General features: G+C 65.3%; 19 protein-coding genes and 1 tRNA gene. 17 read left to right on the forward strand and 3 right to left on the reverse strand.

What is annotated here, in order from left to right; all coding sequences use genetic code 11:
* Positions 1-116: 116 nt before the first annotated feature.
* From ACFOJ9_RS33765 to ACFOJ9_RS33820, 12 genes are all read left to right on the forward strand, one after another.
* Positions 117-809 (forward strand): glutathione S-transferase family protein, encoded by a 693-nt coding sequence (locus ACFOJ9_RS33765; RefSeq protein ID WP_109667600.1) that lies wholly within the window; start codon positions 117-119, stop codon positions 807-809.
* The gene (gene queG, locus ACFOJ9_RS33770; RefSeq protein ID WP_378985719.1) at positions 790-1944 is read left to right on the forward strand and encodes a tRNA epoxyqueuosine(34) reductase QueG; all 1155 of its coding nucleotides are present in this window, start codon (positions 790-792) and stop codon (positions 1942-1944) included. The genes ACFOJ9_RS33765 and queG overlap by 20 nt, the downstream gene beginning before the upstream one ends.
* Entirely contained in the window at positions 1941-2843 is a 903-nt protein-coding gene (locus tag ACFOJ9_RS33775) for an SDR family oxidoreductase (protein ID WP_378985721.1), read from the forward strand. Before queG ends, ACFOJ9_RS33775 begins: the two co-directional genes overlap by 4 nt.
* A gap of 62 nt (positions 2844-2905) precedes the next feature.
* Positions 2906-3994 (forward strand): penicillin-insensitive murein endopeptidase, encoded by a 1089-nt coding sequence (gene mepA, locus ACFOJ9_RS33780; protein WP_378985723.1) that lies wholly within the window; start codon positions 2906-2908, stop codon positions 3992-3994.
* Positions 3995-4172: 178 nt separating this feature from the next.
* Positions 4173-5219, forward strand: a complete 1047-nt coding sequence (locus tag ACFOJ9_RS33785) for a glucokinase (RefSeq protein WP_378985725.1) — start codon at positions 4173-4175, stop codon at positions 5217-5219.
* 78 nt (positions 5220-5297) lie between these two features.
* The gene (locus ACFOJ9_RS33790; RefSeq protein WP_378985727.1) at positions 5298-7157 is read left to right on the forward strand and encodes an ABC transporter ATP-binding protein; all 1860 of its coding nucleotides are present in this window, start codon (positions 5298-5300) and stop codon (positions 7155-7157) included.
* Positions 7154-7996, forward strand: a complete 843-nt coding sequence (dapB, locus tag ACFOJ9_RS33795; protein ID WP_378985729.1) for a 4-hydroxy-tetrahydrodipicolinate reductase — start codon at positions 7154-7156, stop codon at positions 7994-7996. Before ACFOJ9_RS33790 ends, dapB begins: the two co-directional genes overlap by 4 nt.
* 92 nt (positions 7997-8088) lie before the next feature.
* On the forward strand, positions 8089-8709 hold the full coding sequence (locus tag ACFOJ9_RS33800) for a 2,3-bisphosphoglycerate-dependent phosphoglycerate mutase (protein ID WP_378985731.1): 621 nt from the start codon (positions 8089-8091) through the stop codon (positions 8707-8709).
* A gap of 84 nt (positions 8710-8793) precedes the next feature.
* Positions 8794-8878 (forward strand) — tRNA-Leu (locus tag ACFOJ9_RS33805).
* A gap of 148 nt (positions 8879-9026) precedes the next feature.
* The gene (locus ACFOJ9_RS33810; protein ID WP_378985733.1) at positions 9027-10706 is read left to right on the forward strand and encodes an FAD-dependent oxidoreductase; all 1680 of its coding nucleotides are present in this window, start codon (positions 9027-9029) and stop codon (positions 10704-10706) included.
* The gene (locus ACFOJ9_RS33815; protein ID WP_027161196.1) at positions 10703-11011 is read left to right on the forward strand and encodes a UBP-type zinc finger domain-containing protein; all 309 of its coding nucleotides are present in this window, start codon (positions 10703-10705) and stop codon (positions 11009-11011) included. The genes ACFOJ9_RS33810 and ACFOJ9_RS33815 overlap by 4 nt, the downstream gene beginning before the upstream one ends.
* Before the next feature lie 201 nt (positions 11012-11212).
* The gene (locus tag ACFOJ9_RS33820; protein ID WP_378985735.1) at positions 11213-11755 is read left to right on the forward strand and encodes a cytochrome b; all 543 of its coding nucleotides are present in this window, start codon (positions 11213-11215) and stop codon (positions 11753-11755) included.
* A gap of 46 nt (positions 11756-11801) precedes the next feature.
* Here the strand turns inward: ACFOJ9_RS33820 and ACFOJ9_RS33825 are convergent, their stop codons facing one another.
* From ACFOJ9_RS33825 to ACFOJ9_RS33835, 3 genes are all read right to left on the reverse strand, one after another.
* Complete coding sequence (locus ACFOJ9_RS33825) at positions 11802-11975, reverse strand: hypothetical protein (RefSeq protein WP_378985737.1); 174 nt, start codon at positions 11973-11975, stop codon at positions 11802-11804.
* Positions 11976-12072: 97 nt separating this feature from the next.
* A complete protein-coding gene (locus tag ACFOJ9_RS33830; protein ID WP_378985739.1) occupies positions 12073-12252 on the reverse strand; it encodes a hypothetical protein in 180 nt (59 codons plus the stop codon).
* A 114-nt stretch (positions 12253-12366) separates the two neighbouring features.
* Positions 12367-14352 carry a BTAD domain-containing putative transcriptional regulator gene (locus ACFOJ9_RS33835; protein WP_378985741.1) on the reverse strand — a complete coding sequence of 662 codons (1986 nt, stop codon included), beginning with the start codon at positions 14350-14352 and terminating at the stop codon, positions 12367-12369.
* A gap of 255 nt (positions 14353-14607) precedes the next feature.
* On the opposite strand from ACFOJ9_RS33835, the gene ACFOJ9_RS33840 reads away from it, so the two are divergent.
* The 5 genes from ACFOJ9_RS33840 (at position 14608) to ACFOJ9_RS33860 (ending at position 18834) form a co-directional block, all read left to right on the forward strand.
* On the forward strand, positions 14608-15696 hold the full coding sequence (locus tag ACFOJ9_RS33840) for a PLP-dependent cysteine synthase family protein (protein WP_378985743.1): 1089 nt from the start codon (positions 14608-14610) through the stop codon (positions 15694-15696).
* Positions 15697-15708: 12 nt separating this feature from the next.
* Positions 15709-17196 carry a pyridoxal phosphate-dependent decarboxylase family protein gene (locus ACFOJ9_RS33845; protein WP_378985745.1) on the forward strand — a complete coding sequence of 496 codons (1488 nt, stop codon included), beginning with the start codon at positions 15709-15711 and terminating at the stop codon, positions 17194-17196.
* Between the two features lie 48 nt (positions 17197-17244).
* A complete protein-coding gene (locus tag ACFOJ9_RS33850; RefSeq protein WP_378988230.1) occupies positions 17245-17601 on the forward strand; it encodes a hypothetical protein in 357 nt (118 codons plus the stop codon).
* A 124-nt stretch (positions 17602-17725) separates the two neighbouring features.
* Positions 17726-18097, forward strand: coding sequence for a hypothetical protein (locus ACFOJ9_RS33855; protein ID WP_378985746.1), 372 nt, complete (start codon positions 17726-17728; stop codon positions 18095-18097).
* A 110-nt stretch (positions 18098-18207) separates the two neighbouring features.
* Positions 18208-18834 (forward strand): CDGSH iron-sulfur domain-containing protein, encoded by a 627-nt coding sequence (locus ACFOJ9_RS33860; protein ID WP_378985748.1) that lies wholly within the window; start codon positions 18208-18210, stop codon positions 18832-18834.
* Positions 18835-19020: the final 186 nt, after the last annotated feature.

The following is a 19020-nucleotide window of genomic DNA, read 5'->3' on the forward strand; positions in this document are numbered from 1 at the left end:
GTCATGGCGTGCAAGTCCCCCTATAGGTCGCAACACCCTGACGGCCCGCTAACCGGGCGGCAAAGACTTACCGGTGCGCCCTGCGATTCGCCAGTGCGCTTTATCATCGCGGAACCATGCTGACGCTTTTCCACCATCCCATGTTCGCCACCTGTCGCTTCGTCCGCCTCGCTTTCGGCGAGTATGGCGAGGAGCTGGCCCTGATCGAGGAAAAGCCGTGGACACGGCGCAAGGAGTTCCTGGCGCTGAACCCGGCCGGCACGCTGCCGATCCTGCTGGCCGAAGGCGACGTGCCGATCGTCGGAGCAACGGTGATATCGGAGTATCTCGATGAAACGCGCGGCGTCTTGAAGCGCGACAAGCGGCTGTTCGCCGAGGATCCGATGCAGCGCGCAGAAATCCGCCGGCTGATCGACTGGTACCTCAACAAGGCCGAAAGCGAAGTCACCCGCCATCTGGTGCGCGAGCGCGTGCTGAAGCCGGTCATGCCGGAAACGGCGGGCGGCGGCTCGCCCGATTCAGGCGCGATCCGTGCCGCGCGCGCCAACATCCGCCAGCACATGAAATACACCAACTGGCTGGCCGGCACCCGCCATTGGCTGGCCGGCTCGAGGGTCACCTATGCCGACCTCGCCGCCGCGGCGACGCTGTCGGTGCTCGATTATCTCGGCGAGATCGATTGGCGCGAACACGCCGCTGCGCGCGAATGGTACACGCGGGTCAAGTCGCGGCCCTCCTTCCGGCCGCTTTTGACCGACCGGGTGCGCGGCCTGTCGCCGGTGTCGCATTATGCGGACCTCGACTTCTGACGCCGCAAAACTGCGCGCCTTGATCGACGCGGAGGCGCGCCGCGCCGGCTTCGATGCCGTCGCCGTCACCACCCCCGATGCAATCCCGCTGGCGCCTGCCCGATTGGCCGAATTCGTCGCCGACGGCTTTCACGGCTCGATGGGCTGGATCGCCGAGACGCTTCAACGCCGCGCCGAACCGACGGCGCTGTGGCCGCAAGTGCGCTCGATCATCGTGCTGGCGATGAATTATGGTCCCGACCGTGATCCGCGCGGCGTGCTGGCCAAGCGCGATCGTGGCGCGATCTCGGTCTATGCGCAGAACCGCGACTATCACGAGGTGATGAAGGGCCGGCTGAAGGAAATCGCCGGCAAGATCGTCGCGCGCGCCGGCGGTGATGTGAAGGTGTTCGTCGACACCGCGCCGGTGATGGAAAAGCCGCTGGCGGAAGCCGCTGGGCTCGGCTGGCAAGGCAAGCACACCAATCTGGTCAGCCGCGAGCATGGCTCCTGGCTGTTCCTCGGCACCATCTTCACCACGGCCGAGCTTGCGCCCGACGGCGCCGAGATCGACCATTGCGGCTCCTGCCGCGCCTGCCTCGATGCTTGCCCGACCGATGCTTTCCCGGCGCCCTACCGGCTCGATGCGCGGCGCTGCATCTCCTATCTCACCATCGAGAACAAGGGACCGATCCCGCATGAATTCCGCGAGAAGATCGGCAACCGCATCTATGGCTGCGACGACTGCCTCGCTGCCTGCCCGTGGAACAAGTTCGCCCGGGCAGCTTCCGAAGCCAAGCTCGCCGCCCGGGACGATCTGCGCGAGCCGCCGCTTGGCGATTTGTTGCAACTGGACGACGCTTCCTTCCGCGTCTTCTTCTCCGGTTCGCCGATAAAACGCATCGGCCGCGACCGGTTTGTCCGCAACGTGCTGATCGCCGCCGGCAATTCCGGCGATGCAGCACTTGCCGACATGGTGCGTGCCTTGCTGGCCGACGCCTCGCCATTGGTGCGGGGCGCGGCAATATGGGCGCTGGCGCGGCTGGTGCTGGACGCCGAATATTCCGAACGGGCCGCTGCCGGCCTGAACACCGAGAGTGACGAAGCCGTGCGCGACGAATGGCGTCTGGCACGGTCAACCAGGGCGCATGCATGAGCGAAAAACGGATATTCATCTTCGGCGCCGGCTATTCGGGCAGGGCTTTTGCTCGGGCTAACAAAGGCGCCGCGGCGATCTTCGGCACGACGCGCTCGGCGGACAAATTTGAGGTGTTGCGCCAGGCCGGCATCACGCCGCTGCTGTTCGACGGTGCGCTGACCGACAAAATCGGCGATGCGCTGGGAAAAACGACGCATCTGCTGATCTCGGTCGCCCCGGAAGAGGCCGGCGATCCCGTTTTGAGGGCCGCGCGAGCGGTAATCCTGGCTCAAATGCCGGTGCTTGAATGGATCGGCTATCTCTCAACCGTCGGCGTCTATGGCAATTATGACGGTGCATGGGTCGATGAAACGGCCGAATGCCGGCCGGTGTCGAAGCGCTCGGTGATGCGGGTTGCCGCCGAACAGGACTGGCAGCAATTGGGCACGGACATCGGCCGGCCGGTGGCGATCCTGCGGCTTTCCGGCATTTACGGCCCCGGCCGCAACGCTCTTGTCAATCTGGAAAACGGCAGCGCAAGGCGGCTGGTCAAGCCGGACCAGGTGTTCAACCGCATCCATTGCGACGACATTGCCGGTGCGCTTTGGCAGCTGATCGAAGGCAATACAGGCGGCATTTTCAACGTCACCGACGATCTGCCGGCGCCGCCGCAGGATGTCGTCGCCTATGCCGCTTCCCTGATGGGTGTCACACCGCCGCCCGAAATTCCCTTCGACGCCGCCCAACTTTCGCCCATGGCACGGTCCTTCTATGGCGAAAACAAGCGTGTCGCCAACGCGGCGATCAAGGCGGCGGGCTATCGCTTTCGCTTTCGCGACTACCGCGCCGCCTTCGACCATATGTGGGCAAGCGGCGACTGGCGTGACGGCGAGGCGCGCAGCCAGATGAAGCGCTAGCGATCGAAGCCGTGCGTCGGGCATGCTATGATTCGGCGGGTCGAGCTGTGGAGGTGGGATTCATGAAAGCATCGAAGCCATTGTCGCTGGGCGGAGTCGCAATCCTGGCCGCGGCATTTGGCTTGGCTGCCTTGGTCGGGTTCGCCGCGCAACCGGCGAGCGCCGAGGAGCGGGCGAAGGACCTGTTCGGCGCCAAGAAACTGCCGGCCGCGACCGCTGCGCAGTCGATCGGCTTCTATTCCAAGGGTTGTTTCGCCGGCGGCGTCGCCATACCCATGGATGGTCCGACCTGGGAGGTGATGCGGCCGTCACGCAACCGCCGCTGGGGCCATCCGACGATGATCGCGGTGATCGAGAAACTGTCGCGCGATGCCGCGGCCGATGGTTGGCCGGGCTTGCTGATCGGCGATATTTCGCAGCCGCGCGGCGGCCCGATGCTGACCGGGCACGCCTCGCACCAGATAGGGCTCGACGCCGACATCTGGCTGACGCCGATGCCCAGCCGCCCGCTGTCGACGGCGCAGCGCGAATCGATGAGCGCCACCTTGATGGTCGACGAGAAGACCCACCTGGTGAAGGACGCGTTGTGGACGCCGGCGCACACAAGGCTTCTGAAGCGGGCGGCGAGCTACAGCCAAGTCGAGCGCATCCTGGTCAACCCGGGCATCAAGAAAAAGCTCTGCGACACCGTCAAGGGCGACCGCAGCTGGCTGCGCAAGGTCAGGCCGTTCTGGGGCCACGACTATCATTTCCACATGCGCATCGGCTGCCAGCCGGGATCGCCCGGCTGCAAGGCGCAGGAAGCGACGCCCGCCGATGATGGTTGCGGCGAGCCGCTGGCCTGGTGGTTCACGCAGGAGCCGTGGCGGCCCAACAAGAACCCGGATGCGCCGAAAGCCCGAGACCTGATGACGATGGCGAACCTGCCGAGCGAATGCCGCGTCGTGCTCGACGCGCCGGGGCCGGCGTCCGCCGAGGCGGCGACCTATCACGGCGGCGGCGCGCCGGTGGCCGTTGCCGCGCCTGAACCCGAAGCGCCTTCGCTGCCCGCCACCCCGGTCGCGGCCGGATTGCCAAGCTCCGTGAACGCCTTCACCGCGACGCCCGAGATCGGCGTCCCGCTGCCGCGGCCACGGCCGCCAGGGAGCTGATGCCAGCGGCAGGCTCAATCGGTTTAGCGATCCGGTTTTGCGAAACAGTGGCCGTTTGGCCGCAGAGCCGGCCTCAGCGCGCCGCCGGGTTCGAAAACCGTTTCCCTTTTCAAACTCATGCGCTAGTCAACGGGAGAACGGCGATACGCCATCGGGGGCGCCGGAGACGGACGAGAGCATGCCAGGCACAGGCGACGACGATACCTTGTTGCGGTTTCCGATCCTGATCGGCGACATTGGCGGCACCAATGCGCGCTTCTCGATCGTGCTTGACGCCACTTCCGAGGCGGGCGAGCCGATCATCGTCCAGACGGCGAACTACAACACCATCGACGAGGCGATCCAGGCGGCCGTGCTCGACCGCTCATCCGTCCGTCCCAATTCGGCGGTGCTGGCGGTGGCCGGCCCGGTCGACGGCGACGAGATCGAGCTCACCAACTGCCCGTGGATCGTCAAGCCGAGAAAGATGTTCGCCAATCTCGGCTTGAGCGACATCGTCGTGCTCAACGATTTCGAGGCGCAGGCGCTCGCCGTCGTCGCGCTCGGCGAGGAGCACATGGAAAAGATCGGCGGCGGCACGCCGGAGCCTAACGCCGGTCGCGTCGTGCTGGGACCGGGAACCGGGCTCGGCGTCGCCGGGCTGGTCTATGCGCTACGCCACTGGATACCGGTGCCCGGCGAGGGCGGCCATATGGACATCGGCCCGCGCTCAGCCCGCGATTTCGAGGTCTTCCCGCATATCGAGAAGCTCGAAGGCCGCATTTCGGGTGAGCAGATCCTGTGTGGGCGCGGTCTGGTCAACGTCTACCGGGCGGTGGCCAAGGCAGACGGCAAGCCGTCGCCTTTCACCACGCCGGCGGAAGTCACTGCCGCGGCACTTGCGAAGACCGATCCGGTTGCGGAAGAAGCGTTGGAGACGTTCGTCACTTGCCTCGGGCGCACCGCCGGCGATCTCGCTTTGGTGTTCATGAGCCGTGGCGGCGTGTTCCTCACCGGCGGCATCGCGCAGAAGATCGTGCCGGCGCTGAAGGCCGGCAATTTCCGCGCCGCCTTCGAGGACAAGGCGCCGCACAGCGCGCTGATGCGCACCATGCCGGTCTATGTCATCACCCACCCGCTGGCCGCCCTTCTGGGCCTTGCCGCCTATGCCAGGAACCCCTCGCTGTTCGGCGTCCAGACGGAGGGTCGGCGGTGGCGCGACGAAGTTAGTCACCCCAAGGCATAGGCAAGCCGGCTCCTTGGCGTTAAGAGGGGTGCCAAATTGCCCGGCCGCGGGAAGCGGAAACCTACGAAGCGCTCCGATTTGACATTTCAGCCCCCCAATCTGTCGAAACCCCGTGCGGGCGAGATCGTGGCGGTCATCCGCCGCATTCTCCAGGAAAACGGCCGCGAATATCGGGGCGCGTATGTCTTCACGATCCTCTGCCTGCTGACCGTGTCGGCGACGACGGCGCTTGCCGCCTGGATCATGAGTCCGGTCGTCAATCAGATCTTCTATGAACGGCGCGGCGACCTGATCCCGTGGATCTGCGCCGCACTGCTCGGCGCTTTCATCCTGCGCGGCCTTGCCGGCTACGGCCAGGCGGTGACGATGGCCAGGATCGGCAACAATCTGGTGGCGCGCTACCAGCAGCGCATCTTCAACCATCTGATGAAGCTCGGCGTCTCCTTCTTCAACGACACAAGGTCCGGGCGGCTGGCCGCGCAGGTCAACGAGAACGTCAACGGCATTCGCGATCTGTTGTCGATGACGGTGACCTCGACCGCGCGCGACGCCGTTTCGCTGGTCGGCCTGGTCGGCGTCATGATCTACCAGGATCCGATCCTTTCGCTGAGCTCGCTGCTGATCGGGCCGCCGCTGATCTTGACCGTCACCTACCTGATGCGGCGGGTGCGACGCATCACGCGCGAATCGGTGCAGATCAACTCGCGGCTGATCGGCGCCATGCAGGAGGCGACGCAAGGCATCGCCATAGTCAAGGCCTTCACCATGGAGGACGAGCTGTCGCGCCGCATCAGCAAGCTCGCCGAGGATGCGGAACAGCGGTCGAACAAGATCGCCCGCGTCTCGGAGCGGCTGACGCCGGTTTCCGAGCTGCTGGCCGGCATCGCCTTCGCCAGCGTCATCGCCTATTCCGGTTACCGGGCCACCGTTCTCGGCCAGCCGCCGGGTGCGGTGTTTTCCTTCATCACGGCGCTGACGCTCGCCTATGATCCGGCCCGCCGGCTGGCGCGCATGCAGGTCGGCATGGAACGCGCGCTGGTCAATGCGCGCATGATCTATGAGCTGCTCGACATCGAGCCGCAGCAGAGCGACGCGCAGGGTGCCGCCGAGGCGAAATTCACCTCCGGCGAAGTGCGCTTCAACAATGTCTCCTTCCACTATGTCGAGGAGGCGCCGGTCTTGCACGATCTGAGCTTCGTCGCCGCCGCCGGCAAGGTGACCGCCATCGTCGGCGCTTCGGGCGCCGGCAAGACGACGTTGGTGGCACTGCTGCAGCGCTTCTACGACGTCGAGGCGGGCAGCATCGAGATCGATGGCCAGGACATTTCGAAGGTCACCAAACAGTCGCTGCGCGGCTCCATCGCCTATGTTTCGCAGGCGCCCTATCTGTTCGAAGGCACCATTCGCGACAACATCCGCTACGGCCGGCTGAGCGCCACCGACGCCGAGATCGAACAGGCCGCAAGGCAGGCCGCGGCCGACGACTTCATCCGCCAGCAGCCGCAGGGCTACGACACGCCGGTCGGCGAGAACGGGGTGACGCTGTCTGGCGGCCAGCGCCAGCGCGTGTCGATCGCGCGGGCCATTGTGCGGCAGGCGCCGATCCTTTTGCTCGACGAAGCGACATCGGCGCTCGACAACGAGGCCGAGGCGCGTGTCCAGCAGGCGCTGACCCAGGTCATGGAAGGCCGCACCACCATCGTCATCGCGCACCGGCTGTCGACGGTGGTCAATGCCGATCATATCATCGTCATGGAGCAGGGCCGGCTGGTCGAGGAGGGCACGCACGCCTCGCTGATGGCCGATCCGCACAGCGTCTATGCCCGCTTCCACCGCATCCAGGGCGTCAAGGGCCTGGGCCTTGTCGACGACAGCGCGCCGATCCAGACTTCGGCTCGCAACATCGAGACGCAGAGCATCGCCGGGAGCACGAGATGAGCGAGACATCAGCAACCGACAGACCGGCAAGCGATATGGGCCTGGTGGTGGTGGGCGCTGCCGGCCGCATGGGCCAGACGCTGATCCGCGCCATCCACTCCATCCCCGGTGCTCGTGTCATCGGCGCGGTCGAACGAGCGGGTTCGCCCTATCTGGGCAAGGACGCAGGCGAGCTCGCCGGCGTCGGCCGCATCGATGTGCCGATCGGCGACGACCCGCTGCCGGTCTTTGCCAAGGCCGATGGCGTGCTCGATTTCACCACCCCGGCCTCATCAGTCGAATTCGCCGGCTATGCGGCGCAGGCGCGCATCGTCCATGTCATAGGCACGACAGGTTGCTCGGCCGACGACAATGCGAAGATCGCGGCGGCGGCGCGCCACGCGACGATCGTCAAGTCGGGCAATATGAGCCTCGGCGTCAATCTTCTGGCGGTGCTGGTCGAACAGGCGACGCGCGCGCTCGACGCCGACGATTTCGACATCGAGATCCTCGAAATGCACCACAAGCACAAGGTCGACGCCCCGTCGGGCACCGCACTTCTGCTTGGCGAGGCCGCCGCCGCCGGGCGCGGTATCGCGCTGGCCGGCAATGATGTGCGGGTCCGCGACGGCCACACGGGTGTGCGCAAGACGGGCTCGATCGGCTTTGCCACGCTGCGCGGCGGCTCGGTCGTCGGCGATCACAGCGTGATGCTGGCCGGCACCGGCGAGCGCATCACGCTGGCCCATCATGCCGAGGACCGCGCCATCTTCGCCCGTGGCGCCGTCAGGGCGGCGCTTTGGGCGCGCGGCAAGAAGCCAGGACTGTATTCGATGCGGGACGTGCTCGGCCTCAGCTGAGCGGCCAATCCACACCTCTTTTAGTTTTAACGCAATTCCGGACGGAAAACCGCTTCACACTTTTCCTGGAATTGCTCTTGAACGGAGCAAACATGTCGAGAACCCTCGTGCTCGTGCGCCACGGCCAGAGCGAATGGAATTTGAAAAACCTGTTCACCGGCTGGCGCGATGTCGACCTGACCGAGCAGGGCCACGCCGAGGCCAAGGCCGCCGGGCAAAAACTCAGGGCGCGCGGGCTAAAATTCGACATCGCCTTCACCTCGGCGCTGATCCGGGCGCAGAAAACCTGCCAGCACATTCTCGACGCGGTCGGCCAGAGCGATCTGAAAACCATCCGCGACCAGGCGCTCAACGAGCGCGACTATGGCGACCTTTCGGGCCTCAACAAGGACGACGCCCGCAAGAAATGGGGCGAGGAGCAGGTGCATGTCTGGCGCCGCTCCTACGACGTGTCGCCGCCCGCCGGCGAAAGCCTGAAGGACACCGGCGCCCGCGTCTGGCCCTACTATCTGCACGACCTGCAGCCGCACGTGTTGCGCGGCGGCACCGTGCTGGTCGCCGCGCACGGCAACTCGTTGCGCGCGCTGATCATGGCGCTGGACGGCAAGTCGGGCGAGGAGATCGTCAAGCTGGAACTCGGCACCGGCGTGCCGGTCATCTACGAGCTGAACGCTGATTCGACCGTGGCTTCGAAGGAAGTGCTGGAGGGCTGATGGTCTCTTGGGCCGGCAACCGAGCAACGCATCAAAAAAGCGCGTTGACACACATCGCTTGCCCGCTTACATGAGCCCGCACCAGCCCAGATGGCGGAATTGGTAGACGCGCACGGTTCAGGTCCGTGTTCCGCAAGGAGTGGAGGTTCGAGTCCTCTTCTGGGCACCAAATTCCCGTTTCGAACCATTCGACGGTTCAGAAACTTAGAGAAAAGCCCGGTTCGTCCGGGCTTTTTCTTTGCCGCCAGCCTACCCTTGCGGCCAGGCGCCGAACAAACTGCTTCAAACTCTACGCCCGCTTCGCTACGCTCGAAGCCATGTCTCAATCCAGCACCGCGATCTTCGGCGCCCGTCGCGACCAGGCCTTTCCGACGCTGGCCGAGGCGGACATCGACCGCATGCGCCGGTTCGGCGAGGCCAGCTTCTATGCCGCCGGCGAGCCCATCTTCAAGGCTGGCGATGTGGCGCCGGGGCTGATCGTGGTGCTGTCGGGTGAGGTGGACATCATCCAAGACGGCGGGCTTGGTCGGCGCGAAACGATCGTCACCCATGGCCCCGGCAGTTTTGTCGGCGAGCTGGCCCAGCTTTCGGCCCGTCCCTCGCTGGTCAATGCGCAGGCCGCCGAGCCGGTGGAGGCGTTCGTCATCGCCTCGCAGCGGCTGCGCGACCTGATGGTGCAGGAGGCCAACCTCGGCGAGCGCATCATGCGGGCGCTGATCCTGCGCCGGGTCGGGCTCTTGGAGAGCGCCACCAGCGGGCCGATCATCATCGGACCCCAGGACAATGCCGACGTGTTGCGGCTGCAGGGTTTCCTCGCCCGCAGCGGCCAACCGCACCGGGCGCTCGATTCCGACAGCGACCCGTGCGCCAAAACGCTGATCGAGCATTTTCATGTCGACCCTCACCATCTGCCGATCGTGCTGTGTCCGAACGGCAGGCTGCTGATGAACCCCGGCGAAAAGGACCTCGCCCGCTGCATCGGCCTGCTGCGGCCGATCGATGCCGACAAACTGTACGATGTCGCTATTGTCGGCGCCGGACCGGCGGGGTTGGCGGCTGCTGTCTATGCGGCCTCCGAAGGGCTGTCGACGATCGTGCTCGATTGCCGCGCCTTCGGCGGACAGGCTGGCGCCTCCTCGCGCATCGAGAACTATCTCGGTTTCCCCACGGGCATTTCGGGCATGGCGCTGATGGCGCGGGCCTACAACCAGGCGCAGAAATTCGGCGTCGAAATGGCGATTCCGGACGAGGCGAAGCTGCTGAGTGCCGCCACCGACGGCGCTCGTTACAGGCTCGATGTCGGCGATGGCGAGACCGTGCGCACGCGCAGCGTGGTGATCGCCAGCGGCGCGCGCTATCGCCGCCTCGATATTGCCAATCTGGCGCAGTTCGAGGGAACGTCCGTCCATTATTGGGCGTCGCCCATCGAAAGCCGGCTTTGCGCGGGCCAGGAAGTGGCGCTGGTCGGCGCCGGCAATTCGGCCGGACAGGCAGCTGTCTATCTGGCCAGCCATGCGCGCAAAGTGGTGCTGCTGGCGCGCGGCGGCAGCCTCGATGCCAGCATGTCGCGCTATCTCGTCGAGCGCATCAGGGCGCAACCGAACATCGAGGTGCTGACCGGGACCGAGGTCGAGGCTCTGGAAGGCGACGAGGGCAATCTTGGCACGGTGCGCTGGCGCAACCGCGCCATCGGCGCGGAAACGACGCGACCGATCCGCCATCTCTTTCTGTTCATCGGTGCCGACCCGAACACCGACTGGCTGGCGAACTGCGATGTGGCGCTGGACGCCAAGGGTTTCGTGCGCACCGGACCGGACCTGGGATCGGCGCAGATGGAGACGAGCCGCAGCGGCGTGTTCGCCATCGGCGACGTCCGCGCCGGCTCGGTCAAACGTGTCGCGGCGGCTGTCGGCGAAGGCGCCCAGGTGGTCGCGGCCTTGCATGCATATCTTGCGCGCGGCAACGCCGACGCACCTCAAACGGCCGGGAGACCATGATGGATGAATGCAGGCATACGCGCGATATCAGGAAGGTGACGCCGAGTGCGCTCGGCTGCGAGGAATGCCTGAAGAGCGGGTCGCAATGGGTGCATCTGCGGCTCTGCCGCACCTGCGGCCATGTCGGCTGCTGCGACGACTCGCCCAACCGCCACGCCACCAAGCATTTCCACGCCACCAAGCATCCGATCATCGAGGGCTACGATCCGCCGGAAGGCTGGGCATGGTGCTATGTCGACGAGGTGTTTGTCGACCTCGGCGACGACGTGACCCCGCAGAACGGTCCGATCCCGCGGTTTGTTTGAGGTGTGCTGGAGAGACCCGAAGAAGGAGCCCGGTTCGCCCGGGCCTTTCTTTGTCCAAGCATAATCGCCGCTTGATGCCCGACTGTCAGCGAACTGACAGGTTACCCGTTCCAGTGTCTGCCAGCTCACGATCACCAGAGCCCGACAAAGCTTTGACATGATCGCGGCTAGTTTAGAAGCATTCAAAACTGGAAGGCTCGCATGCATCCCACCTATACAAGCACGCAAAAGGCCATTCACTGGGCGGTGTTTCTGCTGGTCGTCGGCCTTTATGGCTTGACCTATGTGGAGGAGCTTTTTCCGCGCGGCGATCCCGGCCGCGCGCTCGTCTGGTGGTTTCATATTTCGTTCGGGCTGCTGCTGTTTGCGCTGGTTGTCATCCGTGTCGGCCTGCGCCTGACACTGGGAACGCCGGGGCTGCCGAAGGAGATGTCGGAACTTGAACGATGGTCGGCCAAGATCGCGCATCTGCTGCTTTATGCGCTGCTCGTGACCATTCCGGTTCTCGGCATCCTGCTGACCTGGTACAGGGGCGACGCCTTGAGTTTCTTCGGCCTCTTCACCATCCCGGCTCCGGTTTCGCCCGACCGCGACACGGCTCGGTTCATCAGGGAACTGCATAGCCTCTGCGCCAATTCCATTCTCATCCTCGCCGGAGTGCACGCGGCCGCGGCGCTGTGGCACCACTTCATCCGCAAGGATGACGTGCTCAAGCGAATGCTGCCGGAAGGCACGGGCTCTTAGAGCAAGTCCGGGAAAATGTGAGACGGTTTTCCGTCCGGGATTTCGATCAGTCTCGCCGTGCTGGCGCCGGGGCGAGTTCCTGGTTGTCCACGCTGTTCTCGTTGATCTGGAAGGCTATTCCTTCAACCTTCTTTTTCTTGAGCGTGTCGCCGGTCTGTTGCTGCGGCGGGCGCTTTGGATTTTGCTCGGTGTTCTCGTTCACGTCGAGGGCTCTGGTCATCATGTCCTCCATGTCTGGAAACACAATGTCCGACGGTGCGTGGGGTTCCGGCAAAAGAAGGCGCTCTCCCCGACAGGGGTAACGCCGTCTGATGCATTTATCGCACGGAGCCGGTGACGGTCGGGTCGAGCGTGCTGGGAACGGATTTGCGTTCGTTGCCGGCGAGTGCCGCTATGATCAGCAGGCTGGCAACAACCGGGACAAACAGGATCGCAATGCGGGCTTGCACGTAAAAGATGGCGCGCCATTCATTGCGCTTGTCGGGGCTGTTGCTCATCATACTCACTTTGTCGGACCCCCGGCCTTGACATAGCCGCGAACGGTTAAGCAACCCCTTCCGATAGTGTTAACCGGGCGGAATTGAGGCCAAATTCTCAGGCGATCCCAGGCTTCAGCCCAGCCCGATCCGCCTTGCCCCTTGCCGGAACAGCGCCACGGCGTCCGGCTCGAAGCGGAAGGTGCCGATGAAATCGTCGACGCCGTAGCTCGGCAATGTCTTGCGGATGGCGGCGGCAAAGCCGCGCGCCTCATCGAGCCGTCCGGCCAGTGCCAGGCAGTGCGCGGCGATCGCCAGGATGATGGCGTGCGCATTGGGCCGCGCCGCTGCCTTCAGCGCCCATTCGGCCGCCTCCTCGAACTGGCCGAGCCGGACATGCGCCATGGCGCGCGCCCCCAGCATGCCGAACAGCAGCGGGTCGAAGGGGCTCAGATGACGCGAATGGTCGGAGGAGCCGATCGCCGCCTGCGGGTCGCCCGACTGCGAGTGGACGAAGGACAGCGCGTAGTGGCCAAGCGCGAAATTAGGGCTGAGGTCCACCGCCCGTTCCAGTTCGATCAGCGAGCTGTCCTGCTCGCCGCGCAGCCACAGCGCCCGGCCCATCGCCCAGTGCGCTGCCGGATTGTGGTCGTCGACCAGCAGGCTGTGGCCAGCGCTCTCGAAGGCCAGCGCGCTTTCGCGGTCGCGGTCGCCCCAGCGCTGGAAGGCATTCTGCCAATGGGTGAAGGAGAGGCCGGCATAGGCGCGGGCAAAGGTCGGGTCGAGCTGCAAGGCCTGGGCAAAGAAATGCCGCGCCTGCTCGTTTTCGGCCTGGGTGAAGCGGTACATGTGCCAGAGGCCGCGATGATAGGCCTCCCAGGCGTTGAGCGAACTGGGTGCCTTCAGCATGGCGCGATTGCGCTCGACCGTTTCGATCTCGGCCGAGATCGAGGAGACGATGCTGTTGCCGATATCGTCGAGCACGGAAAAGATATCATCGGGCCTGCGCTCGAACGTCTCGGCCCAGACGATTCTGGCGGTGCGCACCTCGATCAGTTCGACGCTGACAATGAGGCGGCCCGGCGGGCTACGCACCGTGCCGGTAGCGACATAGTCGACATTCAGCCGGCGACCGGCATCCTCGGGCGCGATGTTCTTCTCGGCCAGCGCAAACACCGATCCGCGCGCGATGACGAAGAAGTCCCTGAGCTTGGCGAGACGGGTGATGATGTCGTGGGTGAAACCGTCGGCCAATCCGCCGCGCGTGCCGCCGATCTCCTCAACAAACGGCATCACCGCCAGCGAAGCATGGCTGGGCTCCACCGGGCCGGGTGCGGCAGGCGTCGCCACCAATGGCGATAGTGTGGACAGGCAGGCCGCCCGGAGCGAGGCACCGGGCCGTTGGTCACGGATTGCTCGCCAGGCCGCGCGAAGCGGTGCGAAATCCAGCTCCTCCGACCGGAACAACTGTTCCGCCGCCGCCAGATGCGCTTCGGCCGCGCCAATCTTGCCGCGCTCGGCCAGACCGGCCAAGAGCGCCGCATGCGCACGCGTGTCGAACGGCGCCAGTTCCACCCATGTGTCGAGGTGGGCGATGACCTCGTCGCAATCGCCCGGCAGGCTGCCGACGAGCTGTTCCAGCACGGCCGCGTGGCACGAGTGGAAACGGCGCCGCTGTGTGGTTAGCCAGCTGTTGAAATGCGGGCTGCGCTCGAGCTCCAGCCCGTCGAGGAAATCGCCGGCAAACAGTCCGGCCAGCACGCGCAAGCGCTCGACATCAAGCGTGCCGAGCCCCTGCGTGGCGGCCTGGCTGATCTCCAGCGCATCGACCAGGCAATCGCTGAGATCGAGCGCGACCGTGTCGCCCTGTGTCGCGACCCGGTGCCGGCCCGGCGCGTCGAGCGCGCCGCGCAGCTTGCTCAGGCACCAGCGCAGCTCGCCCCTTGGATCGTTCGGCACATCCCACAGCAATTCGCACAGGCGGCTGCGGCCGACTGGATGCGGCGCCATCGCCAGATAGGCGAACAGAGCGCGCAGCTTGCGTGACGACGGCAGCGCCACCGGCACATCGTTGCGGGAAATCATCAGCGGTCCGAGCAGGCGCACGGAAAGGACCGGCATGTCGCCGTCCGGCCTCGATCGGGTGGATTCCACGTGCGTTTCCACGCCTGCTCCCACGCTGGCCTGTCGGCCTCTCCTGTATCACCAAACACGACACGGCGCATCCGGCAGCGGATTTACGCGCCGGACACCGTCATTGCCGCAGTGCGGCATGTCAGTCCTAGCGCGGCAAGGTCACCAAACCTCGCCGCCCAACCCGTCGGTTTGTAACCGGCCCCGTGATGACAAGACACGATGACAATCGAGGAGATCAAAATGTTGCATCAGCAGAAAATCAGGACGACCGCCGGCCGCGGCCGCCTGTTCGACAGCATTCTCGACACCGTCGGCGACACGCCGGTGGTCCGCATCAACAATCTGGGGCCGGCCCATGCGACGATCTACGTCAAGGCCGAGTACTTCAATCCCGGCGCCTCGGTGAAGGACCGGCTGGCGCTCAACATCATCGAGGAGGGCGAGCGCAGCGGCGCACTGAAGCCGGGCCAGACGGTGGTCGAGGCGACCAGCGGCAACACCGGCATCGGCCTGGCCATGGTCTGCGCGCAGAAGGGCTATCCGCTGGTCGTCACCATGGCCGACAGCTTTTCGGTCGAGCGCCGCAAGCTGATGCGCATGCTGGGCGCCAAGGTGGTGCTGACGCCGCGCGCCGAGAAGGGTTTCGGCATGTACAAGAAGGCGGTGGAACTGGCTGAGGCCAATGGCTGGTTCCTCGCCCGGCAGTTCGAGACGGCCGCCAATGCCGCCATCCATGAGTCAACGACGGCGCGCGAGATCGTCAATGATTTCGCCGGCTCGCGGCTCGATTGCTTCGTCACCGGCTATGGCACCGGCGGCACGGTCGTCGGCGTGGCGCGTGTGCTGCGCCGCGAGCGGCCGGAAACCCGTATCGTGCTGTCCGAGCCGGCCAACGCCCAGCTCATCGGCAGCGGCAAGGCGCAGCAGCGCGGTGCCGATGGCGCGCCCGCTGCCAGCCACCCCGCCTTCGAGCCGCACCCGATCCAGGGGTGGACGCCGGATTTCATCCCCAACGTGCTGCAGGAAGCGATCGACGCCAGCCTCTATGACGAGGTGATGCCGATTGCCGGACCAGAGGGCATCAAATGGGCCAAGGCGCTGGCGCGCCAGGAAGGTATCTTCACCGGCATTTCCGGCGGCGCCACTTTTGCCGTGGCGCGGCAGGTCGCGGAGAAGGCACCGGCCGGCGCGGTGATCCTGTGCGTGCTGCCCGACACCGGCGAGCGCTACATGTCGACGCCGCTGTTCGACGGCATCGAGGCCGAGATGGACGCCGACGAGATCGCCCTGTCGCGCTCGACGCCCGGCTGCCAGTTCCCGGCGGCTTGACGGGAGGCTGCCGTGGATGCCGTGCAAGAACCCCTCGGCCTGGTGGCCGAGGAAACGCTCGATCCCCCGGACTGGGCCGATGTGCAGGCCCTGTCGCACCAGGTTATCGATGATGCCGTCGATTATCTGCGCGATATCAGGGACCGCCCGGTCTGGCGGGAAATGCCGGCCGATGTGAGAGAGGCCTTCGCGGCGCCGCTGCCGCGATCGCCGGCGCCGCTGGACGCTGTCTATGGCGAGGTGTCCCGCACGGTGATGTCCTATCCGATGGGCAACATCCATCCGCGCTTCTGGTCCTGGTATATGGGGTCGAGCAACTTCACCGGCGCGCTCGGCGACTTCCTGGCCGCAATCCAGGGCTCCAACCTCGGCGGCGGCAACCACGCCGCCGGGCTGATGGACGGCCAGGTGGTCAACTGGTGCAAAGAGATGCTGGGCTTTCCCGCTTCTGCCGGCGGCACGCTGGTCAGCGGCGGCTCGATGGCCAACATCATCGGGCTGACCGTGGCGCGCAACGTCAAGGCCGGCATCGACGTGCGCGAGCATGGCGTTGCCGCCATCGAAAAGCCGCTGCGCTTCTATGGCTCGGACCAGATCCACTCCTGCCACCGCAAGGCGATGGAAGCGCTCGGCCTCGGCAACCGGGCGCTGCGCCGCATCCCGACCGATGCCGGACTGCGCATCGACATCGCTGCCTTGCGGGCGGCGATATCAGAGGACCGTGCGGCCGGATTCAAGCCGGCCTGCGTCATCGGCACCGCCGGCACGGTCAACACCGGGGCGATCGACGATTTGCAGGCGCTTGCCAGGCTGGCGCATGAAGAAGGCCTCTGGTTCCATATCGACGGCTGCATCGGCGCGCTGATTGCGATTGCGCCTGAAAATGCCCATCGCGTCGCCGGTATCGAATGGGCCGATTCGGTCGCGCTCGATCCGCACAAATGGCTGCACGCGCCATTCGAGGTCGGCTGCGCCCTGGTCAGGGATGCCGCGGCACATCGCCGGACCTTCGCGGTGACGCCGGAATATCTGGAATCGACGCCGCGCGGCCTCGCTTCCGGCGAATGGCTGCACGACTACGGCCTGCAGACATCGCGCGGCTTTCGCGCGCTCAAGGTGTGGATGGCGCTGAAAGAGCATGGCGTCGAAAAATTCGGCCGCCTGATCGACCAGAACATCGCCCAAGCCTTCTATCTCGCAGGGCTGATCGAGGCCGAGCCGCTGCTGGAGCTGGCGGCATTGCCGACCATCAACATCGCCTGCTTCCGCTATCAGCCCGGTTTGGCGGGCGAGGCGCTGAAGGCGCTCAACACCGAGATCATGCTGCGGCTGCAGGAACAAGGTATTGCAGCGCTGTCGGACACCACGGTGCATGGCGAGCACTGGCTGCGCGTGGCGATCACCAACCATCGCACAAGGCGCACGGATCTCGATCTTCTGGTGCGTGAAACGGTGCGGCTGGGGCACGAGATCGCACCGCAGGGTGCCGCGTCTTCCTAGTCACCGGCAGGCATGCGATTCTGCCGCTCTGATTCGCGAGGTCCGATGGTGACGCTCTTTCGTATGGCTGCACTGGCGGCCTTGCTCTTCACCACCTCGGCGCAGGCCGCCGAGATGGCCTTCTTCATCAAGAACCTGCGCAAGGAAGCGGTCGCCGTCGAGCTGTTCAGCCGCGACCGCGAAACGGTCTGGCCGGGCAACGACAAGGTGTTCCTGATCGACCCCGGCGCGCAGAAATCCGTGCCGCTCTCCTGCAATCAGGGCGAACACATCTGCTACGGCGCCTGGGTCGATGGCAACGACAGCATCTCCGCCGGCGTCGGGCCGGACAATGACCAGCCCTGCGACACTTGCTGCTTCATCTGCATGGAGCATTCGACCGAGACGATCGATCTGGTGCCATAGGCAAGAGGCACGCCGATATCCCCAAAATCAGTCCGGGAATTGTTGCAATCATCCCTTTAGCGATTCAATGCAGCATGCAATGGTCGCCCCGCGGCCGGGTGGGCCGTTATTTCAGGGGGTTACCATGCTTTACACCTTTGCGCGCCGCACGCTGGTCGCGCTGTCTCTCGTGATGCTGTTTGCGCCGGCCGCGCACGCCGCCGATATCACCTTCGCCATCAAGAACAGCCACCCCAACGCCATGCGCGTCGAGCTCTACAGCCAGGACCGCGACTATGTCTGGCCGGGCGAGGACAAGGACTACTTCCTCGACGATGGCGAGACCAAACAGCTGCCGATATCGTGCAACGAGGGCGAATCGATCTGCTACGGCGCCTGGGTCGATGGCGACGAGGGCACCTATTGGGGCGTCGGCCCCGGCAACAAGGAAAAATGCGAGGATTGCTGCTACACCTGCAGTGGCGGCGAGACCGAGGAGATCGATCTGATCCCCTGACCGGGTTGCCAGCTTGACGGTTTTCCTGTCCGAGCCATAGCTTGCGCGAATACCCAGAGCGCGCCGCGTCCATTCGGATGCGACGTGCTTCAGGCAAAAGGAGCTCAGCCATGGCCGGTATGGTCGAAAGCGACAAGATCGACGTCGGATTCTCCGGCAGGCGCTGTATCCATTCGCGCAACTGCGTGCTCGGCGATCCGCACGTCTTCGTGCCCAACGCGCCGGGCCAGTGGATCCATCCCGACGCGGCCAGCGTCGAGAAGGTGGTGGCGATAGCCGAAAGCTGCCCCTCGGGCGCCATCACCTACATCAGAAAGGATGGCGGGCCGCAGGAGCAGCCGCCGGTGGTCAACACCGTGCGGCTGCGCGAAAACGGCCCGCTGACCGTGCATGCCGAGATCGTGCTCGATGGCGAAACGTTTAATCGCGCCACGCTCTGCCGCTGCGGCGCCTCGGAAAACAAACCGTTCTGCGACGGTAGCCACAACAAGTCAGGTTTTGCCGCCACCGGCGAGCCGCCGCTGAAGGACACGCCGGCGCTTGAGGCGAGGAATGGCCCGCTGAAGGTGACGCCGACCACCAACGGCCCGCTCAAGCTCGAAGGCAATGTCGAGATCGTCACCGGCACCGGCCACACGATCGACCGCACGCAACGCACCTTCCTCTGCCGCTGCGGCCATTCCGCGAACAAGCCGTTTTGCGACGGGACACACAAGAAGGTCGGATTTGTGGGTTGAGCGGATAATCTCCCCCCTCGAGGGGGAGATGTCGCCGAAGGCGACAGAGGGGGTCGGCACGTCCTGACGCGACGCCATGCAAGGGCGAAGATGAGGTCAGCGCTTCACGCGCGGCGACCCCCTCTGGCCTGCCGGCCATCTCCCCCTTGCGGGCATATGCGCTAAGATAGGTGTTGCAGTGGGGAA

The organism is Mesorhizobium cantuariense (assembly GCF_042647205.1).
Classification (GTDB): domain Bacteria; phylum Pseudomonadota; class Alphaproteobacteria; order Rhizobiales; family Rhizobiaceae; genus Mesorhizobium; species Mesorhizobium cantuariense.